The 19,941-nt window shown below is 46.7% G+C and carries 8 protein-coding genes; all 8 read right to left on the reverse strand.

The features are described 5' to 3' along the window. Nucleotides 1-4 precede the first annotated feature (4 nt). Nucleotides 5-11,953: a non-ribosomal peptide synthetase/type I polyketide synthase gene (locus ICW23_RS04740; protein ID WP_188154102.1), complete on the reverse strand. Its 11,949-nt coding sequence runs from the start codon at nucleotides 11,951-11,953 to the stop codon at nucleotides 5-7. Between the two features lie 19 nt (nucleotides 11,954-11,972). After that, nucleotides 11,973-13,172: an ACP S-malonyltransferase gene (gene fabD, locus ICW23_RS04745; RefSeq protein WP_016935947.1), complete on the reverse strand. Its 1,200-nt coding sequence runs from the start codon at nucleotides 13,170-13,172 to the stop codon at nucleotides 11,973-11,975. A gap of 596 nt (nucleotides 13,173-13,768) precedes the next feature. Beyond that, a complete protein-coding gene (locus tag ICW23_RS04750) occupies nucleotides 13,769-14,554 on the reverse strand; it encodes a 3-hydroxybutyrate dehydrogenase (protein WP_016935946.1) in 786 nt (261 codons plus the stop codon). Nucleotides 14,555-14,566: 12 nt separating this feature from the next. Continuing rightward, a complete protein-coding gene (locus ICW23_RS04755; protein ID WP_016935945.1) occupies nucleotides 14,567-15,223 on the reverse strand; it encodes a 3-oxoacid CoA-transferase subunit B in 657 nt (218 codons plus the stop codon). A gap of 17 nt (nucleotides 15,224-15,240) precedes the next feature. Continuing rightward, entirely contained in the window at nucleotides 15,241-15,942 is a 702-nt protein-coding gene (locus ICW23_RS04760; RefSeq protein ID WP_016935944.1) for a CoA transferase subunit A, read from the reverse strand. A gap of 24 nt (nucleotides 15,943-15,966) precedes the next feature. After that, on the reverse strand, nucleotides 15,967-17,412 hold the full coding sequence (locus ICW23_RS04765) for a GntP family permease (RefSeq protein ID WP_188154103.1): 1,446 nt from the start codon (nucleotides 17,410-17,412) through the stop codon (nucleotides 15,967-15,969). Between the two features lie 311 nt (nucleotides 17,413-17,723). After that, nucleotides 17,724-18,920 carry a cytochrome P450 gene (locus ICW23_RS04770; RefSeq protein WP_188154104.1) on the reverse strand — a complete coding sequence of 399 codons (1,197 nt, stop codon included), beginning with the start codon at nucleotides 18,918-18,920 and terminating at the stop codon, nucleotides 17,724-17,726. A gap of 1 nt (nucleotide 18,921) precedes the next feature. After that, a complete protein-coding gene (bioB, locus tag ICW23_RS04775) occupies nucleotides 18,922-19,941 on the reverse strand; it encodes a biotin synthase BioB (protein ID WP_016935940.1) in 1,020 nt (339 codons plus the stop codon).

The raw sequence follows: 19,941 nt of genomic DNA on the forward strand, positions 1-19,941 counted from the left end.
TTCCCTAAAAGTTCAATTGAATAGAATCAAGCGCGTTCTCTTCTTCCTCAATACTTCCGCTCAATCCGATTTGATCGATCAGAATGTCCGGCTGTTCCAGAATCGCTGATAGGATGTGTAAATAGTCGTTTGATAGAATCTCGATTCTGCTTTTCTTAAACAGTTTTTTCGAATATTCAAACAGCCCGTGATAGTTGTCGTGATCCGCCTGAATCGACAAGGTCAAATCGAACTTGGCAATCGGATGATGAAATGGATACGGCTTGAGCTGCAGGGAATCAAATGTCAATTCAGCCTGATCGAGATTTTGCAGCACAAACATCGTATCGAATAAAGGGTTGCGGCTTGAATCTTTCGGAAGATGTAAATGCTGTATCAATTCTTCCAACGGATAGTCTTGATTTTTATAGGCGTTCAGCAAGTTTTCCTTTACTTCGTTTAAGTAGGCATCAAATGTTTTACGGCCCGCCGGGTGATTCCGAATGACTAACGTATTGACGAACATTCCCACAACGGACTCCACATCCAAATGAGTCCGCCCGGCAGACGGCGTTCCTACGATAATATCCTCTTGTCCGCTGTATTTAGATAAAAGAATCGTATAGGCCGCCAATAAAATCATATACAGTGTTGCGCCTGTTTCTTCTTCCATATGGCTTAAACGCTGTTTCAAGTGTTCCGGTATAACAAATTCGAAGGATTCGCCTTCGTAATCGCGTATGGCAGGTCTCTCATAATCCGCAGGCATATCCAGTACGGGAATGTCATCGTGAAACTGCTCCAGCCAATACGCTTCCTGGCTCTTAATGTTCCGTCTCTGAATGTCCGATTGCTGCCAGACCGCATAATCTTTATATTGAACTGAAAGCGGGTCCGGTTGGTTCCCTGCGTAGAGCCGGCTCAGATCGTTCATCATAATATTGACGGACACGCCGTCAGAAATGATATGATGCATATCAACCACAAGCACATGCCGCAAAGGTTCAAGTTCAATTAATCCCGCTCGCATCAGAGGCGGTTTGGCTAAATCAAACGCTTGGATGAATTCAAGCACACGGTCTTCCGCTTCTTCTTCGCTTGCTTGAATTTGTTCTATTGTAAATTCGACGCTCTGATGAATTCGCTGCGCCGGCTCACCTTCATATAATTCAAAGCTGGTGCGCAACGCTTCATGACGCTCGATTAATTTTTGAAAAGCGTCGTTTAACCGGTCGGGATCAACGTCTCCTTCCACGCTCATGGCACCCGTCATATTGTAAGTCAGCTCGCCGCCTTCTGCGTGACTTAACAAATACATCCGTCTCTGAGCTGAAGAAACCGGATAATAGGACATTTCCTTTGCGGCCGGGATCGGTATATATTGATTTTTGTCCATGTGTAACGTCTTTTCAGCCAATTGTTCAATGGTAGGAAACTTGAATATGTCTTTTAGAGACAGATTCACATCCAGCTCTTTTTGAATTCTGGCGGCTAAGGCCGCTGCGCGAATGGAGTTTCCTCCGAGATCAAAGAAATTATGTTTAATCCCCGCACGGCTTATTCCGAGCACTTCCTGCCATAAATCTGCGAGTTTGGACTCCGCCTCATTGCCCGGCGGAACATATTCAGCTGTCTGCTGAAGACTCGCTTCTGGCGCGGGCAGTGCCTTACGGTTTATTTTCCCGTTGGACGTTAGCGGCATATCGTCCAGACGGACAAAATAAGAAGGAACCATGTAGTCCGGAAGCTCGGATGACAGTTGTTCCCTAAGCTGCGCAGCCGCTATAGGCTTGTCGCTTACGTAATACGCGCATAATTGTTTTAAGCCGTCTTCTTCTTCTTTCACTGTAACCGCGGCTTTTTGCACCGCTTCCGCGTTATGCATCGCCGCTTCGATTTCACCAAGCTCGATTCGGTGTCCCCTGATTTTGACTTGTTCATCAGCGCGCCCAATATATACAAGATTTCCATCCTTCAATCGTTTAGCCAAATCCCCTGTTTTGTACATCTTCGCTCCCGGTATAAATGGGTTTTCAATAAATTTCTCTGCCGTTAAATCCGGGCGGTTCCAATACCCTCTGGCCACACCCGGTCCGCTGATATACATTTCGCCGATTACCCCGATCGGAACCAGGTTTCTGCTTGCATCGGCCACATAAATATCCGTATTGGCAGCCGGAGTGCCGATCGGTACAAATTCCCGCTTGTCCCGTTCTGCGTCGAAGTGATAAATCATACATCCGACGACAGCTTCCGTCGGTCCGTATTCATTGAAAATGTCCAGCCGGCCTTTAAACTGCTCGCTGACACTTTTGGCCAGACGGGTGCTTAAATTTTCTCCGCCCACAATCATTTTCCGTATTGCGGTGCCGCCTGCTATATTCATCTCCCTGATGACGTGCAAATGTGCCGGTGTCAATTTGATCATGTCTATTCTTGTGTCCTTTATAATCTCAGAAAGCACGGTGCTTTTGTCCTCTCCATCGAAGACAACGATGGTATTTCCTGTAGCCAGCGGTGTAAATATCGAAGTCACCGTCAGATCGAAAGAGATGGAAGAGTATAATGGGAAGTTGGTTTTCTCACCCTTTACATAAACCTCTTTCGCCCACCAAATATAATTAGCCAGCCCTTGGTGCTCAATGAGTACACCTTTCGGATTTCCCGTAGAACCCGACGTATAGATCATGTAGGCCAAATCATGTGCATTGCTATCCAATTCAAGATTCGAGCGGTCCTCATGATATGAACTTTCCTCATCCAAAAGCACAACGTCACCATCATACGGTAATTGATCTTGCAGGCTCTGAAGTGTCAACACAACCTCCGCTTTTGAATCTCTCAGCATATATTGAATCCGATCTTCCGGATATTCAGGGTCAATAGGCACATATGCACCGCCGGATTTCAGAACTGCCAAAATTCCAACAATCAGCTCAAGGCAATGCGGAGAAAGGATGGCAACGAATTGATCCGCTTGTACGCCTTTTATCCGTAACGTCCGCGCCAATTGGTTCGCCCGTTCATTGAGCTGTCTGTACGTATACTGCTCATTGCCAAAAATAACGGCTGCATGATCGGGCCGCTGTGCCGCCTGTTTTTCAAACCATCGGGTTACTGTTTCCTTATGCGGATACGGCGTCTTTGTGTCATTACACTCCGTCAGCAATTGATGCCGTTCGGTTTCAGACAGCATAGGAACGGAAGACAGCGTCATCTCCGGCTGCTCCACAAGGCTGTTTAAAATGCCGGTATAGTGTCTGGTGATCTGTTCAATGGTGTCTTTTTCAAACTGTCCCGATTTAAAATCAAAATGCATCTCGATTTGTTGTCCGGCATCTTCGATCGTCAGCATCAAATCATATAAAGAGACTCCGGGATTTCGCTCTTTCACCTTAAACGTACATTCATCATGCCGGATCTCATGAAATTCAATATTTTGAAACACAAACATCGTGTTAAACAGCGATGTTCCCGTTGTTTCCCGCTGGACATTTAATTTCTCCACAAGCCTGTCGAGTGGATAGTCTTGGTTTTCGAAAGCGTCAAGCGTCTGCCGCTTTACTTCTTCCAGGTAATCCGAGAACTTTCGATTGGCGTGCGGCTTCGTTCGGATTCCGATGGTTTGTATGAAAATACCGATGATATTTTCAATATCCGGATGATTTCTTCCTGAAGCAGGCGTACCTACGACAACATCTTCTTGGCCCGTATATTTATGTAGCAGCACTTTGTAGGCGGCCAGCATCACCGTATAGAGAGTCGTTCCCGCTTTTTGCGCCAGCTCTTGCAGCGAACGGATGACATCAGGCTGTAAGGAGCACGTCACGCGCTGTCCCTCGGAAGACTGCTCCGCCGCTTTTGAGCCGTCTGTCGGCAATTGAAGGACCGGGATTTCGTCTTGAAATTGTTCCAGCCAATATGCCTCCTGCCGCTTCATGGCATCCTCATTCAGCCATTGGTTTTGCCATTCTGCGAAATCTTTATATTCAAATTCAATATCCGGTAGCGGTTTTTGATGATATAGAGCCAGCAATTCATTTGTAAGGATGTTGACGGAATAACCGTCCGAAATGATATGGTGCATATCGATGAGCAGTTCGGCCTGCTCGTTTTCAATCTTGATCAGCTCCGCGCGAACCAAAGGAGCTTGTTCCAAGCGGAACGGTTTTACAAATCGGTCTGCATAAGCTTCAAATTCGTTCCGGCTCATGGTCCGGACTTTAACGTTAAAATCGACTTCGTTTTCAAGTTTCTGAACGATTTCCCCGTCTATCATTTCAAAGTATGTGCGAAACGCTTCATGCCGCTCTATGACTTGCTGAAGGGAAGAAATCAAGGCTTGCTCATCGTACTTCCCTATAATTGATATTTGCCCGAACATATTTTGAGCCAGCTGATCCGGCTCCATTTGGTGGAGGAAATAGACTCTTTGCTGCGCCGGCGATGTCGGGTAATACGCTTTTTTCTCAGCAGCTTTGATTGGGAGGTGCATGACTTTCGTTTCATTCTGAATGAAACGTGCTAATTCCTTAACAGTCTGATGATTGAAAAATTGTCCGATGGAAACTTTTTGCTGAAATGTCTTCTGAACTTTGGAAAGCATAAGCGTGGCTTGGAGTGAGTTTCCTCCCAGTTCCAGAAAGCGATCTAATCTGCCAACCCGCTCAAGGCCGAAAAGCTCCTCCCAAATCTGCGCCAGCTGCCGCTCCGTTTCATTTGCCGGCGCCTCGTAGGCATCAGCAAGGTTTTCCGTATTGCTTACAATTGAAGAAACCCGCTTTTGGTGTTCGGCGTAAAGTTCTTGTAAATGATGCTGTTCTTCATCGGAAAACATCACCAAGGCGTTAAGAGGGACTGAATCCCCCTCAACCATCTTTTGCAGCAATGTCGTGAAGCCCGCTCCCCACTTTTTCATGATCTCCGGACTGACGACATTCGTATTAAAATCAAAATCAAGAATGTATTCTTGATCCACATCCGTTACGTTAAGAAAGAGATCGTATGAAATGCATTTCATAGGGTAAGCAACGAGCTCAGCTTCCGCCTTTCCGAAGTGAAGCTTTCGAAAAGGCCTGTCCAAATTAAAAATAATACGCATGTCCGGCACATGATCGTGCGGAAGTTCTCTGGCCGCCAGTGTCATCGGAACGGCTTGATGGCGCATGGCTTGATTCACGTTTTCTTTCATCCGGTCCAGATAGCCGGATAAAGTACTTTCTGAAGAAGCCGTGTTTTTTACCGGAATCATATTGACGCAATTTCCAATCAGATCATGCTGTTTCATATGGGATTGACCGGCTGTCGGCATCCCGATTACAAGGCCCGTCTGTTTGGTAAGCCGGTGCAGAAAAAGGTGAAATGCACCAAGCATCGTTACAAATACGCTATTTTTCATCCGAATGCTTAAAGACTTTAAGGCCTCGCTTAAAGGCCGCCCAAGCCGGACGGTACACCGGTCTCCCTCGTATCCGTTCTGATGGCGGGGAGAAGCGGCGCCCGGCAGGACTGCCTGCTGTATCGGTTCTGAGAAATGATGCCGCCAATACCGGACTCCTTCTTCATAATGGCCGCTGTCAATTTGCGCCTGCTGCCAGTCTAAATATTGGCGAAATGAAGCAGCGGCCTCTTTTTGCTGAATTGATTTTCCTTGTACGATTGCCGCGTAGCTGGTCTCCAGCTCTTGAACAAAAACGGCGATTGACCATCCATCGGCAATGATATGATGGAACGTGAGCACAATCAGATGTTCATTGTGAGCCGATGTAAGCACATGGATTCGAAACAAGGGCTTTTGTTCTTGGAAGTGAAAAGGCCGCTTGGCATCTTCAGTCAGCCATTTCTGAATTTCTGTTTCCCGCTGCTCTTCCGGGTGACCGGTAAAATCAATGACTGGTATTTCTATAGTCATCCGTTCCTGCACTTGCTGTACTTCGTCATCGGGATGAATCACCGTACGTAAAGCTTCATGACGGTCGACGATATGCCGGACGGCTTGTTTTAATGGTGTATGCTGCAGTTCACCCTTTATTTTCAGCATAATGGACTGGTTTAAAGCTGCAGAAGCTTCATTCCCATAATGGGATGCCATAACCAATTGTTTTTGTTCATCTGAAAGCTCGTACGCCCCTGATTTGTTATGGCCGCCGTCATCAGGAGAATCGGGGCCTTCCGGAATAAATCCGCCTCGGCGAAGATCCTTCACCGTGTCTTTAACAGCCTGAATGATGTGTTCAATATCATCCGCGGTATGCGCCGTGGATAGGAAGCAGTTGCGTCCTTCCCACACATAGATCCCTTTATAATTGAGATGGTAAAAGAACAAGTCGTTATCAAGCGATGAGACAAACCGGAATAAAGAACCGAATTGAACCATGCGGATAGGCACTTGCGATTGTTCAAAGAAGCGATTTAGCCGATCAACCAAGGAGGCTGTTTTTTGATTCAGCTGTTCATACAGGTGTTCTCCCTCGGTTTGTAAATGGCGAAGCACGGCTAATGACATTCTCATGGTAAGCGGGTGAGTATTGAAGGTGCCGGCCACAAACGTGCGTTTCGCCTCATCTTGCGGATAGGAATCGTCCCCATACTGCCAGGTTCCCCCGTCGATCGCATTCATGAACTCAGCTGTTCCGGCAACAATCCCTAACGGCTGTCCGCCGCCGATGATTTTTCCGTAGGTCACTAAATCAGCCTGAATACCGAACCATTCCTGGGCGCCGCCGAGACCGATCCGAAATCCGGTAATAATTTCATCGATAATCAAAGCTGTTCCGGATTGCTGCGTGATCGCCCGCAATTCTTTCAAAAATGCCCGCGGCTGCAAATCCGGCCTGCGGCTTTGTACAGGTTCCACCAGTACGGCTGCCAATTCATCACCGAGGCTGCGAATCACATCGAGCGAATCGGGATTGTTGTAATGTAAAATAATCAAATCATCCATATAGCTCTGCAGTATACCCGGAGCCAGCGGATTCGCAGACGAGGCTCCGCCTTTAGTGCCGGCAACCCCTAATACGCCGTCAAACGTACCGTGATAAGACCCAGAGAAGGCCACAACTTTCTTTCTTCCAGTTGCCGCCCGCGCTAAACGAAGGGCAACCATAACAGCCTCTGTTCCGGAATTATAGAAAGCGACCCTTTCCACCCCAGTGCATGTGCGGATCCGATCGGCAACTTCTCCTGCGACATTCGACATCGGGCCGAGCGGAGGCAATGATGAACGGACTGAATCATCGATAACCTGTGTAATAAAGGAAGGATGGTGTCCGAAAAGGTTAACCCCGAATCCCATGGTGATATCAATGTACTCGTTGCCGTCAACATCCCACATCTTGGAACCATCAGAACGTTCGGCAATAATCGGGTACACGATTTCCTTCCAATATGAACGGAAGCTGGACAAGTTGCGATTATTTGCATGAGCAAATCGGGTTTTGTCCGTATACTGTTTGGAACCTTTCGTTTTATCTGCATATTTCACGATGAAATCTTCTAAATATTGTTTTTGCCGTGCGGTATAGTGTCCCTGTTCATGCAGGTTCTGAGGCTGAAAAGGAACATAAGGTTTCGTTTCTCGAGTCAATGTCTTTTCTGCAGTGACAGCCGGAGGCCCCTGCTTGACAGAAGGAATTGATTTCTCTTTTGCTTTATCGTGTTTTTTCACATCGGAATGATGACCGCCGTTTCTCAGCAAATTAAAGCTATTTAACTGAGCTTGCAAGGTGTCCTGGATTAATTGATTCTGAGAAGCAATTATTTTTTCGAGCATATTTCCTTGATGATCTTCTCTGTGACCAGATTCAGGCTGTGCTTCTGGAATGACCAGTGTTTCCTGCGCCGGAACATTCTCTTGAGCCGGAGCGGATGCATGAGGTGATGGAACAGTCTCAGCCAAGTAATCGATGACACTTTGAAGGTTGTTCATCGTATCAAAAAAACGATCCATCGGGATGTCTATCCCAAATTCGTCCGCGATAGCTTTTTTGACCTGAGACAGCATGATAGAATCCATTCCGAGCCCGATAAAATGGGCATTCAGATCGAGTTCCTCCGCTCTGATTCCAGAAGAATTGCTGATGACTGTTTTCAGGAAGGATTCAATATGCGCCTTCGATTGATTGATGTTCAATGCGGCTTCTCCTTTCTCTCGGCCCTCGTTTAGGCGCAATTGGTCAGCTTCAGCCCAGCAGCGGTTCCGTTCAAACGGATACAGGGGCAATGGCGTTTTTTGTACGGTTTCACCGGCGTAAATGGCGCTCCCGTCTATTACGGCTCCCTGCACAAATAATTCGGCGGCGCGATTCAGCCATGCGATCCGTTCATCATGCGTTCGTATACGCTGCTCCATCAGAGCGGCTGCTTGTTTATTCAGCTCCTCTTTATGGGCAGGCAGCATTTCCTTCAAGTTCTTATAACCAACGTATACTCCGGGAAGATGTCTGTCTCCTTGGATTACGGAAGTCAGCTTGTCACATAATTCCTGCTTACTGAATACAATCATGGCAATGCCATGATCCAAATGAGCCCTGCCCGTGCCGGCTGTATAGCAAATGGACTTCAATGAAGCTTGGCTGTCATCTGCTACATATTGACGGTACTTCTGTGCGAGTTCATAGAGTGATTTTTCAGTATGAGCAGATAAAACAAATAGGTGCGGCTCATGTTCGTCCTCGGATGCATCCTCATTTTGAGAAGTATATTCCTCCAATACCACATGAGCGTTCGTTCCGCTAAAACCGAACGAGCTGATTCCGCCTCGCAGCGGCTCATCACCGGATGTGAACTCCGCAGCTTCCTGATTCACATAAAATGGTGAAGAGTGAAAATGAATGAGCGGATTAGGTTCGTTAAAGTGCGCTAAAGGCGGGTTTTTCTTATGATTCAGCATGAGAACAGATTTGATCAGCCCGACGATGCCTGCTGCTTCAAACAAATGACCGATGTTCGATTTAACAGAACCAATCGCACAAAATTGCTTTTTTGCCGTGTGTTTTTCAAACGCTTTACAAAGCCCGTTGAATTCAACCGGATCGCCGAGCTTTGTTCCGGTGCCATGCGCTTCGATGAAAGACAGCGTTTCAGGAGCAATGCCCGCGTCTTTCCAGGCCGTCTCAATGACCTCAGTCTGAGCTGCCGGATTCGGTGCGGTAATCCCGGCGGTCGTTCCGTCTTGATTTATCGCGCTTCCTTTAATCACGCCGTAAATATGGTCTCCGTCGCGAACTGCATCCTGCAAAGGTTTTAATAGGACTGCCGCCGCGCCTTCACCCGAGCCCGTGCCGTCTGAATCTTTGCTGAACGTTTTCGTGTACCCATCCGAGGATTCCATATCAAGTCCGATACGGATCGGCAAGAGCGATGTCCGGATCCCGCCGGCAAGAGCCATGTCACACTCGCCGGAAATTAAAGATTTGCATGCCATATGAACGGCGGCAAGCGATGAAGAGCAGGCCGTATCCACCGTGACCGCCGGCCCTTTTAAATTTAAGAAATAAGCAATCCGGCTGGCTAACACGGAAGGAAGATTGCCTACTATATATTGCTGAAGTTCCTCCGGATAATTCGCAGAAAGGAGGCGTTCATAATCGTAGCCCACCTTCGAGTACCCCGCATATACCCCGACCCGGCTCCCGTTTATCCCGTCCCCGGCATAGCCCGCATCTTCAATCGCATGCCATGCAGACTGCAAAAACAGTCTTTGGTTAGGATCCATAAACTGAGCGGTTTTAGGCGCTAAACCGAAAAACGAATAATCAAAACGGTCGATTTCATCTAAATAACCGCCCTTCACAAACTGATTCTCATTGAATTCACTTTGGATGGACTTTAAATAATCCGCCGCATCTTTCAGCCGGGATGCAGGGTATTCTCGAATGCTGTGCTCTCCTTTTTCTAGCAAATCCCAAAAATCACTTTTGGTCGATGCTCCCGGGACATTGAGCGACATCCCGATAATGGCGATACCTTTCGGTGTCACATGGCTTGGTTTTGCTGTCACGTTCTGCTTGATTTCAGCCCGGCTTTCAGACAGATATGCCGCTAAATCAGTGATAGAAGGATACGTAAAGAGATCGGAGACGGCAAGCTCGCGTCCGAATTTCTGTTCTATACGCTCGGCAATCTGCGATAACTGTAATGAATTTGCGCCCATATCAAAATAACTGTCAGTGAGGTGAACCTTTTTCCCATCGAGCACATCGGAAAAGATAGACAGTAATTCCGTTTCGATTTCATGAATGGGAGTCTGTCCGGAAGTTTTCGGGCTGCTCTCCAAACATTCATTAATGGCGGCAGACTCTGCTGAAAAATTCCCTGCTTCATACTGTCTGGCCAGTTCATAACGTTTCACCTTCCCGCTCGTCGTTTTTGGCAGCTTTTTGATCGGGAGTACTTCTTTTATGCTCCAGCCGCCCCGCTGGTATAAATGCTTTTTGATCTCTTTAACAAGCGGGGCAAATTTTTCAGGTGATTTTTTGTAAACAACAAAGAGCACGATCTCTCCGCTTCGCGTCTTTTGATCATATATACCGCAGGCGGCAACCCTTCCTAAGTCAACCTCTTCCATTTCAATCGCGACCCGCTCAATATCGTGAGGATAGACATTTTTTCCGTTCACGAAAATAATGTCCTTTTCTCTTCCGGTTACGACTAAGTTGCCACTTTCATTAATGAATCCGAGGTCTCCCGTTTTTACCCAGCCGTCAGAAGTCAGCGCTTTTTCCGTACTCTCGGGGTTGTTATAATACCCTTGAGTCACATTGTCTCCTTTAATCTGAATGTGACCGATGATTCCGTCTTCTGCTCTTTCATTTGCTCCATCGGAGATCCGAAGCTGACAATAGTCAATGGGTTGTCCCACTTCGACGAATGAAGCGCAATGTTGATCCTCTTTGCTGACTTTTACAGCCCGTTCACCAAGATTTAAATAGTCACGATGCAAATAAACGGGAACGAATTCTTTACCTATTTTAGAAAACGCTGCGCCAACTGAAGCTTCCGCTAAACCGTAAACATTCAAAATAGCGGATCTTTTCAGATTGAATGCTGCGCATCTTTTCAAAAATTCGTCACAGAGCTCCGGCAATATCGGTTCTGCACCGTTTGCGATGACTTTGATATGGGATAAATCCCAGTCTGGTTCGTTTTTCAGAAATTTAAGGAAGTAGTTGTACCCGAAATTAGGAGAGGATAGAATACTGGCTTTATGTTCATGAGCTTTTTTCATCCAAAGAATAGGTCTGCGAATAAATAATTCTGTAGGCATTAGATTTTGATTGATTCCGGTTATGAAGGGAACAAGGTGGCAGGCGATGAGCCCCATATCATGCGTTAAAGGCATCCATGATAAGAAAGAGTCTTTCGAATGAATGGCTAGGGCAGTCCCAATGGCGCACGTGTTATGTATTAAGTTGTGATGCGTTAACATGACTCCTTTTGGATCTCCTGTCGATCCGGAAGAAAATTGGATAAAAGCCAGTTCATCCGCATCAGGTTCATAAAACGAAGCGGGGTAATCGTAGGTTTGACCTTGAATGATGTCAGATTTTTCGTTTAATTGATGATGGAAATCCTGTAAATCGTGTTCTGCAGCGTATTTCTTTATTTTGTCCAATACTTTTTCAGAGGCAATCAGAAACGGATGATTTAATATATTCCAAATGCGCCACACCTTCAGCTTATGGTCATCATCTTCTCCGATACTGACCGGTACCGGGATCATTCCTCCTAATATACAAGCCCAAAAAGCAACGACAAATGATTTGTTTTCTTGGATTTGAAAAACAATTTCCTGCTTGGGCTGAATGCCGATATGCTGTAAATAGCCAAGAAAGCCTTTCGCTTCTTCAAACAATTGGCGGTAAGAGACAACCGTCTCTTTTTTATCGGATTCGATAAAACGGATTCCGCGATCAGAGATATTGCTTCTTTCCCGAATGACATCTACTAAGGTTTGGAATTGACTGGTATACATAGGTCCCCTCCTGGGCGCTTTATTTTAAAATCCGCAATTCTTCCCATGCCGGAAGCTGTTTAGCCTCGCAAATTAATTTGCATAAATGGATCGAATGTTCGAGCTCTTGTTCTGAAAGCTCTTCTTCATGCCTTTCCATTCTCTCTTTCAGCTCTTGGATTTGTGTAAATAATGACGTCGTCATATTGGAATAAGCCGCTGAATCCTTGTTATAATTTCGCGCAATAACGGATTGAATCATCAATTTATTCAGTTGTTTTTTGCGTAAACGGACAATATGCTTCTTTCTTTCCGCTGAATTGGAAAGCGGGTGAATATCAGATGTCTGTCCAAAGGGATAAGGTACAATGTGATTCGTTATTTTTTTCAGCAGACCGGATAAGACATTGTTCGGCCCCATTTCGATGACTTCCGTGACTCCTTGTAAAAGCAAGTAATGCATTGATTCCGCCCATCTTACCGGCATCGTCATGTGCTGCTTGAGATGTTCGCTGATCGAATTTTTGCTGTAAGGGCGCGCGGTGACATTTGAAATGATCGGCCATGCGGCATCCCGGATGGAATACTGCTGTAATGCACTCTGGAATTGTTCGGATGCCGATCTTATCATTGAACTGTGAAAAGGTGCACTTACATTTAAATAAGTGTATGCCGCCCCCTTATCCTCCGCCATCCTGATGACACGCTCCACAGCTTGCCGATGTCCGGAAATGACATGCTGCCGGTCTGAATTCATGCAGGCTACATCTGCCGGAAAGTCTTCTGTCGACACTTTCGCACACATTTCTTGCAATGTTTGAAGAGAGAGCCGGGTCACAGCAGCCATTGTCCCCTGCTGCTGGGGATCCGCATTTTGCATAAGAATCCCCCTCCGCCTTACAAGTGTAACGGCATCATGAAAAGAAAGGGCGCCGGCACAGACAAGCGCCGAGTATTCTCCTAAGCTGTGACCTGCAAGAAAGCGCGGCTTAACCCCTATTTCTTGCATATACACTTGAAACGCAATCACACTGACTGTTAAAATAGCGGGCTGCGCATTCATTGTTTTTGTTAATTCATTCATATCACCGTTAAAACACAGCTTTTTTATATCCAAGGAGATCGCGTCGCCAGCTTCTTCAAATAATCTTTTTGCGACCGCAAAATCATTCCAAAATTGTTTGCCCATTCCTACAAATTGAGATCCTTGTCCAGGAAATAAAAAGGCAAGATTGTTCATGAGCTCCCTCCGATCGCATTGAACATTGATCCAATATCATACAATATATCCCTTTATATAACATCGTAGCATGATTATAACAAAGGTGTATAGAATACTTTCGAAGGAGTTATTGTTCGATTTCACAAACGAACTGGTTATAATTGTTCATAAAATATAAGATGGAGCTGACACTGAAAAATCAGTCTTAAAGAGAGGTGATGAGAGCCGGGCCGGAAGCCTGTTTCCGACTCTTCTTCACTTAGGGAGCGCCCTTAATGTTTCATATTTTTTGGGTATATAGGCATAATTGTGTCAGAAATTACATCTTTTCTGTTTATTGTAAAAGTTCATTTGTATATCTGTGAAGGATTGTAAACTGGTTGTGCAGGAATGGGATTGGAAGAGGAAAATCTGCAGTGAAATGCGGTGCAGAACATATGGATGATCCTGCTCCATACCGATTGATGCATTCTCAATCGATTAAATTCCGGCTGTTTTTTTGTTTACATTGTTTTGTAACCTTCCGTCAGCATTCACCATCTTGCTTATCAAGAACCCCAATCTTATTTGGACAGAAAAAAACAGCCGCTCAGAATGGCTGTTTTTTATCAGAACTATTGAGCGGTATACCCGCCGTCCATAACGACGGCCTGACCGGTGACGCCTTTTGCTTTGTCGCTGGCCAAAAATACGGCGTAATCCGCAATTTCCTTCACTGACAGCAGCCGTTTTTGGGGAACGAGCGGAAAGATGACGTCCTCCAGCACCCGTTCGTACGGTACATTCCTTGTTGCGGAAATATCCTTTAACTGATTGCGGACAAGCTGAGTGTCCACATATCCTGGGCAAAGCGCATTGACGGTAATGCCGTCAGCCGCGCCTTCAAGTGCGCCGACTTTCGTTAAGCCGATGACGCCATGCTTGGCGCTGTTATATGCCGCTTTTCCGTAAAAGCCGATCAGTCCGTTGACAGACGCCATATTGATGATCCGTCCGAACTGCTGTTTTTTCATGACGGGGAATGCATGTTTCGTGGTGAGAAACGGTCCAGTCAGCATGACGCGGATGAGCCTTTCAAACTGTTCCGCGGGAAATTCCTCGATGGGCGCGATATGCTGAATGCCCGCGTTATTTACGAGAATATCGAGCCGGCCGAATTCTGTCAGAGCTGTTTGAATCATATCGGCCGTTTGTTTTTCATCTGTTACATCACACGTGATGCTGATGGCATGGGCGCCTTCTCCGCTGAGTTTTGCAGCAGCTTCTTTTCCTGCCTGTTCATTAACATCCGCTATGAGAACGGAGGCTCCTTCACGGGTGAATTCTTGAGCGATTTCAAATCCGATTCCTCTGGCTGCCCCTGTCACTACAGCTGTTTTGTGTTTCAGCATTGAATGCATGATGATACCTCCTTATTTCCGCCGGGACGTTAATGCTTCACTGACAGTGAACCGGCCTTCGGTTTTCTCGAGGACTTCCTCTAATGCCGCGCCTTCCTGCAATTCGGTCAGCGTCATACGGCCTTGGCGGAAATCGAATACCGCCAAATCTGTGATCAGCCGATCGACGACCTGCCTGCCGGTTAAAGGCAGCGTACATTCCGATTTCACTTTGGACTCTCCATATTTATTCACATGCTCCATGATGACAACGATCCGTTTTGCTCCGTGAACCAAGTCCATGGCGCCGCCCATTCCTTTAATCATTTTTCCGGGGATCATCCAGTTCGCCAAATCTCCCCGTTCGGACACTTCCATGCCGCCGAGGATGGCGACATCAATGTGCCCCCCGCGAATCATAGCAAACGATTCGGCACTGTCAAAATACGAGGCTCCTTTGACTTCGGTAATGGTTTCTTTCCCGGCGTTAATAAGATCTGGGTCCTCCGTTCCGGCAAGGGGATAAGGGCCGATTCCGAGCAAGCCGTTTTCCGACTGAAGCATCACATTGTAATGATCCGGGATTTCATTGGCGACAAGCGTCGGCATGCCTATCCCTAAATTCACATTCATTCCGTCTTTAATTTCCTTTACTGCCCGTGCGATCATTCGTTTTCTGCCATCTTTCATGAGATCAGCTCCCTTCTTCATGCTTCCCGGACGGTGCGGCGTTCGATCCGTTTTTCTTGTGTTGTGCTTTTGAGCACATGCTGAACAAAGATACCCGGTGTATGAATGTGATCCGGATCAAGCTCACCGATATCGACGATTTCTTCAGCCTCTGCAATCGTCACTTTGCCTGCCATGGCAGCGAGCGGATTGAAGTTTCTCGCCGTCTTTCTGAAAACCAGGTTGCCCAGAGGATCAGCTTTCCAGGCCTTTACGATGGCGGCGTTCCCTGTAATCCCTTTCTCCAGAAGATAGGTGCGTCCTTCAAATGTCTTCTGTTCTTTTCCTTCGGCTACTGATGTTCCGACGCCCGCAGATGTATAAAAACCCGGGATGCCCGCCCCTCCCGCGCGAATTCGTTCTGCGAGCGTTCCTTGGGGAACCAATTCGACTTCCAGCTCCCCGCTTAAAAACTGCCGTTCAAATGTTTTGTTTTCTCCCACATAGGATGCGACCATTTTTTTGATCTGCCGATTTGCAAGCAAGAGGCCCAATCCCCAGTCATCAACACCGCAGTTATTACTGACAACGGTCAGGTTTTTCACGCCGCTGTCCCTGATCGCGAGAATTAATTGTTCTGGAATGCCGCACAGGCCGAATCCTCCTGCGATGAGGGTGTCTCCGTCTTTGATCAGTTCAGCAGCTTCTTTAAACGAATCCATGATTTTCCCTTTTCCCATATTCGCTTCCCCTTTCTGTTTTGGCTACACAAGGCCCGTCAGACTGTAAATACCGATGATGACAAACACAGCGGCTGTTTTAATGACGGTAATGGCAAAGATATCTCTGTAGGATTGGCGGTGAGTCAACCCTGTGACCGCGAGCAGCGTAATGACGGCGCCATTATGCGGAAGAGTGTCCATCCCGCCGGAGGCCATCGAGATCACCCGGTGCATGACTTCCGGCGGGATGTGAAATGTATGGATTGCTTCTGTATACGCTGCGGACATCGTACTTAAAGCGATGCCCATTCCTCCTGAGGCCGACCCTGTAATCCCGGCAAGCGCAGTGGTCGTCACAGCTCCGTTGACAAGCGGATCAGTAAACGTCTGCGATATGCCGCTGCTGACTGCTTTGAAGCCGGGAAGCGCTGCAATGATGCCGCCAAATCCGTATTCGGCTCCTGTATTCATTGACGCCAGCAAGGCGCCCCCGATGCCCACATTCAGTCCTTCCTTCAAATTGAAGAGCACTTTTTTCCAATCGAACAAAATCGTTGTCATGATACCGATGAACAGTGCGAGCTCTACTGACCAGATCGCAGTGACGGAAGAAAGATCAATCTTTCCGAACGCTTCTAAACCGAGCGGCGCAAAATCAAATCCGGCGGGATACCAATGCGGGAGCCACATCGTGAAGCATTTGTTCAATACCCCGACAAGGATAAGCGGAATAAAGGCGAGCACTTGCCGCGCGGTACTGGGTTCTGCCTCCTGCGATAAATCAGGCGTGTTTTTTTCATAAGCCAGACCTGAGGATTCCTTTGCAGCGGAAACTTCAGACGGAAACCCAGCATAGCCTTCTCCTGCATCGGCCGCTTTCTTGCGACGGAATTCTAAATAAAACATCCCGGCCGTAAGCACAAACGCTGCACCAATCAGTCCGAGCCAGGGAGCGGCATAAATGTTTGTTTTAAAAAATGCTGTCGGAATGACATTTTGAATTTGCGGTGTGCCGGGAAGCGCATCCATTGTAAATGTAAAAGCGCCCAATGCAATCGTTCCGGGTATCAGACGTTTGGGAATATCAGCTTTCATAAATAGGTTTTTAGCAAACGGATAGACGGCAAACACCGCTACGAAGAGACTGACGCCGCTGTACGTTAAAATCGCACCCATTAAGACGATGGCGAGAATGGCTCTTTTTGCTCCCACAAGCCTGACGATTGTTTTTGCGATCGACTCGGCGAGCCCGGATATTTCAACAACCTTGCCAAAAACAGCCCCCAAAAGAAATACGGGAAAATACAGTTTAATAAAGCCCGCCATCTTCTCCATAAATATATTCGAGAAGAAAGGAAGTACGAAGCTCGGATCTGTCAGAAGCACAGCAAACAGCGCGCAAATCGGGGCAAATAAAATGACTGAAAAACCCCGGTAAGCCGCAAACATCAGCAAGCATAATGCCAATAAAATAATGACAATGTCCACAAATCCCCCTCTTTTCTGCTTCATGATAGCAAACGCTTACAAATTGATTCGAAGGAAGAAAATGCAACAACCATGCCAAGCTTACATCATGCTTCGTTTTTTCGAAAAAGACGCATGAATTCCGGACAATCGGAAGTTTCCATTTTGGCGGAAAGAAAAGGAAGCCCTTGTTACGTTATATTGAATGGCTGAGCGGTGAGTTTTTTTGAATATGAGAGAGAGGATTTTTGCTTTATAAATATGTATTCTTTTTTCTTTCATTTATTTCCTGCAGGAGGAACTGGTAAAATCCGCCTCCTCCTGCATGGTCATCAGCCGATGACAACTGGAAGCTCTGTGAGTGACCTAAAACCAATGAGCTTCCGGTATTCAAGCTTGGGTGCAGCCAGCCGAAGCTTAGGCATCCGCTCTAACAGCGCGAGAATGGCTATTTGCGCTTCAATGTGCGCTAATCGTGAACCTACGCAAAAATGGGCGTTCTTTCCGAATGCAAGATGCCGATTCGGTTTTCTTTCAATGTCCATTTTGTGAGGCTGATCGAATATGCTTGGATCGCGATTGGCTGCACCTAAAAGGATATATACCTGCTCTCCTTTTTTTATGATCTTCCCATTTATTTCACAGTCTTCTGAAGCGGTGCGGGCCGTCAGCTGCGTAGGGCTGTCATAACGCAAACATTCCTCGACTGCAGTTTCAATAAGCGAGGGGTTTTCTCTCAGTGCGCTAAGCTGTTCAGGGTGTTTCAATAAAGTATACACACCGTTGCTTATGAGGTTTACCGTCGTCTCGTGTCCGGCTATGATAAGTAATACACATGTCGCGAGCACTTCCTCTTTGGATAGCTGTTCTTCCACAATAAACCTGCTGATCAAGTCTTCCTGAGGCTGGGTTTTCCGCTTGTGAATCAAATCTCTGAAATATGACGTCATCCTGCCTGCGGTGCCGCTTGCTCTGACTAACGTCTTTCTTGACCGGGTAAAATCAATGGCCTGAATGACGTCTGCCGTCCATTGTCTGAATTGATATCTCTCCTCTTTCGGCACTCCGAGTATCTTCGCAATGATGAGGCTTGCCAACGGAAAGGCAAACTCTGAAACAAGGTCTGCGGTTTTTTTGTTTTGGACTTGATCCAATAAGTCATGCGCCGTTTCTTTTATACAGGGGCGGAGTGATTCCGCCGTCTTTGCGGTGAATTCTTTCCCTATAACCATCCGGATCCGCTTATGGTCTGATTGATTTTTAAATAACAGCATATCGTGCTGGATATGCGTTAGATTTTGATATTTCGTTGAAGCTTCCGGAAGAGGAATGCGGTTTTTAAACCGGTTGTCTTTCAGAATCGCTTCCGCTTCTTTATACCCGGTGACATACCAGCCCGGATATTTTAATACGGTTCCTTTATAAACAGGATCAATGGCCCGCAGGTTGTCATAAAACGGGTAAGGGTCATTCCAAAAATCTGAATCCGCCTGGAGGGACGGATGTGAAATTGATACGCCCGCCGTCATCTTATACCTCCGTTTTGCAGGCGGATTGTAAGCCGGCTTTCATTTCTTCGACGGATTCAACTTCAAAACCTAGATCATGGAGCATTTTATGATCCTCTGTTTCATGCTGTCCTGAGGTTGTTAAGTAATCGCCGACGAATATAGAGTTTGCCGCGTACAGGCCGAGCGGCTGCAGCGAACGCAGGTTGACTTCCCGGCCTCCTGAGATACGGATTTCTTTTGCCGGATTGATAAAACGGAACAAGGCGAGCACTTTCAGGCAATACACCGGATTTAATTCGCTTACCCCTTCTAACGGAGTTCCGTCTATCGCATGCAGGAAATTAACCGGGATGCTGTCGGCGTCAAGCGCTTTCAAGCTGTTCGCCATATCAATGACGTCCTGTTTCGTCTCTTTCATGCCGACGATGACACCCGAACAAGGTGACATCCCTGATTGTTTCGCCATTTGTACCGTATTGACCCTGTCGTCATACGTGTGTGAGGTCGTAATGTTTGCGTGATTCCTTTGTGACGTATTGATGTTATGATTGTAGCGGTCGACTCCTGCCTGTTTCAGCCGCTCCGCCTGTTCCGGCTTCAACAGACCGAGGCATGCGCAGATTTTCAAACCGTACGTTTCTTTAATTTCTTTGACAGCATCAACCACTTGGTCTACTTCTCTGTTTGACGGTCCCCGGCCGCTGGCGACGATGCAGTATGTTCCTATATTCAGGTCATGGGCGCGTTTTGCCCCTTTAAGCAATATATGCTTATCCACCATCCGATAAGACTCAATCGGCGCTTTTGATATTGCAGATTGTGAACAGTACCCGCAATTTTCGGGACACAGGCCTGACTTTGCATTCATAATCATATTCAGCTTTACCTTTTTTCCGTAAAATCGTTTTCTAATATGAAAAGCGGCATGCATCAGCAATAAAAGATCCTCATCAGGGCAATTTAAAATGGCAAGCGCTTCCTGGTTCGTTACTTCCGCCCCGTCCAGCACTCTCTCTGCAAGATCCATCCATTGATTCAT

It is taken from the genome of Bacillus sp. 1021 (assembly GCF_014534735.1).
Lineage (GTDB): Bacteria > Bacillota > Bacilli > Bacillales > Bacillaceae > Bacillus > Bacillus siamensis.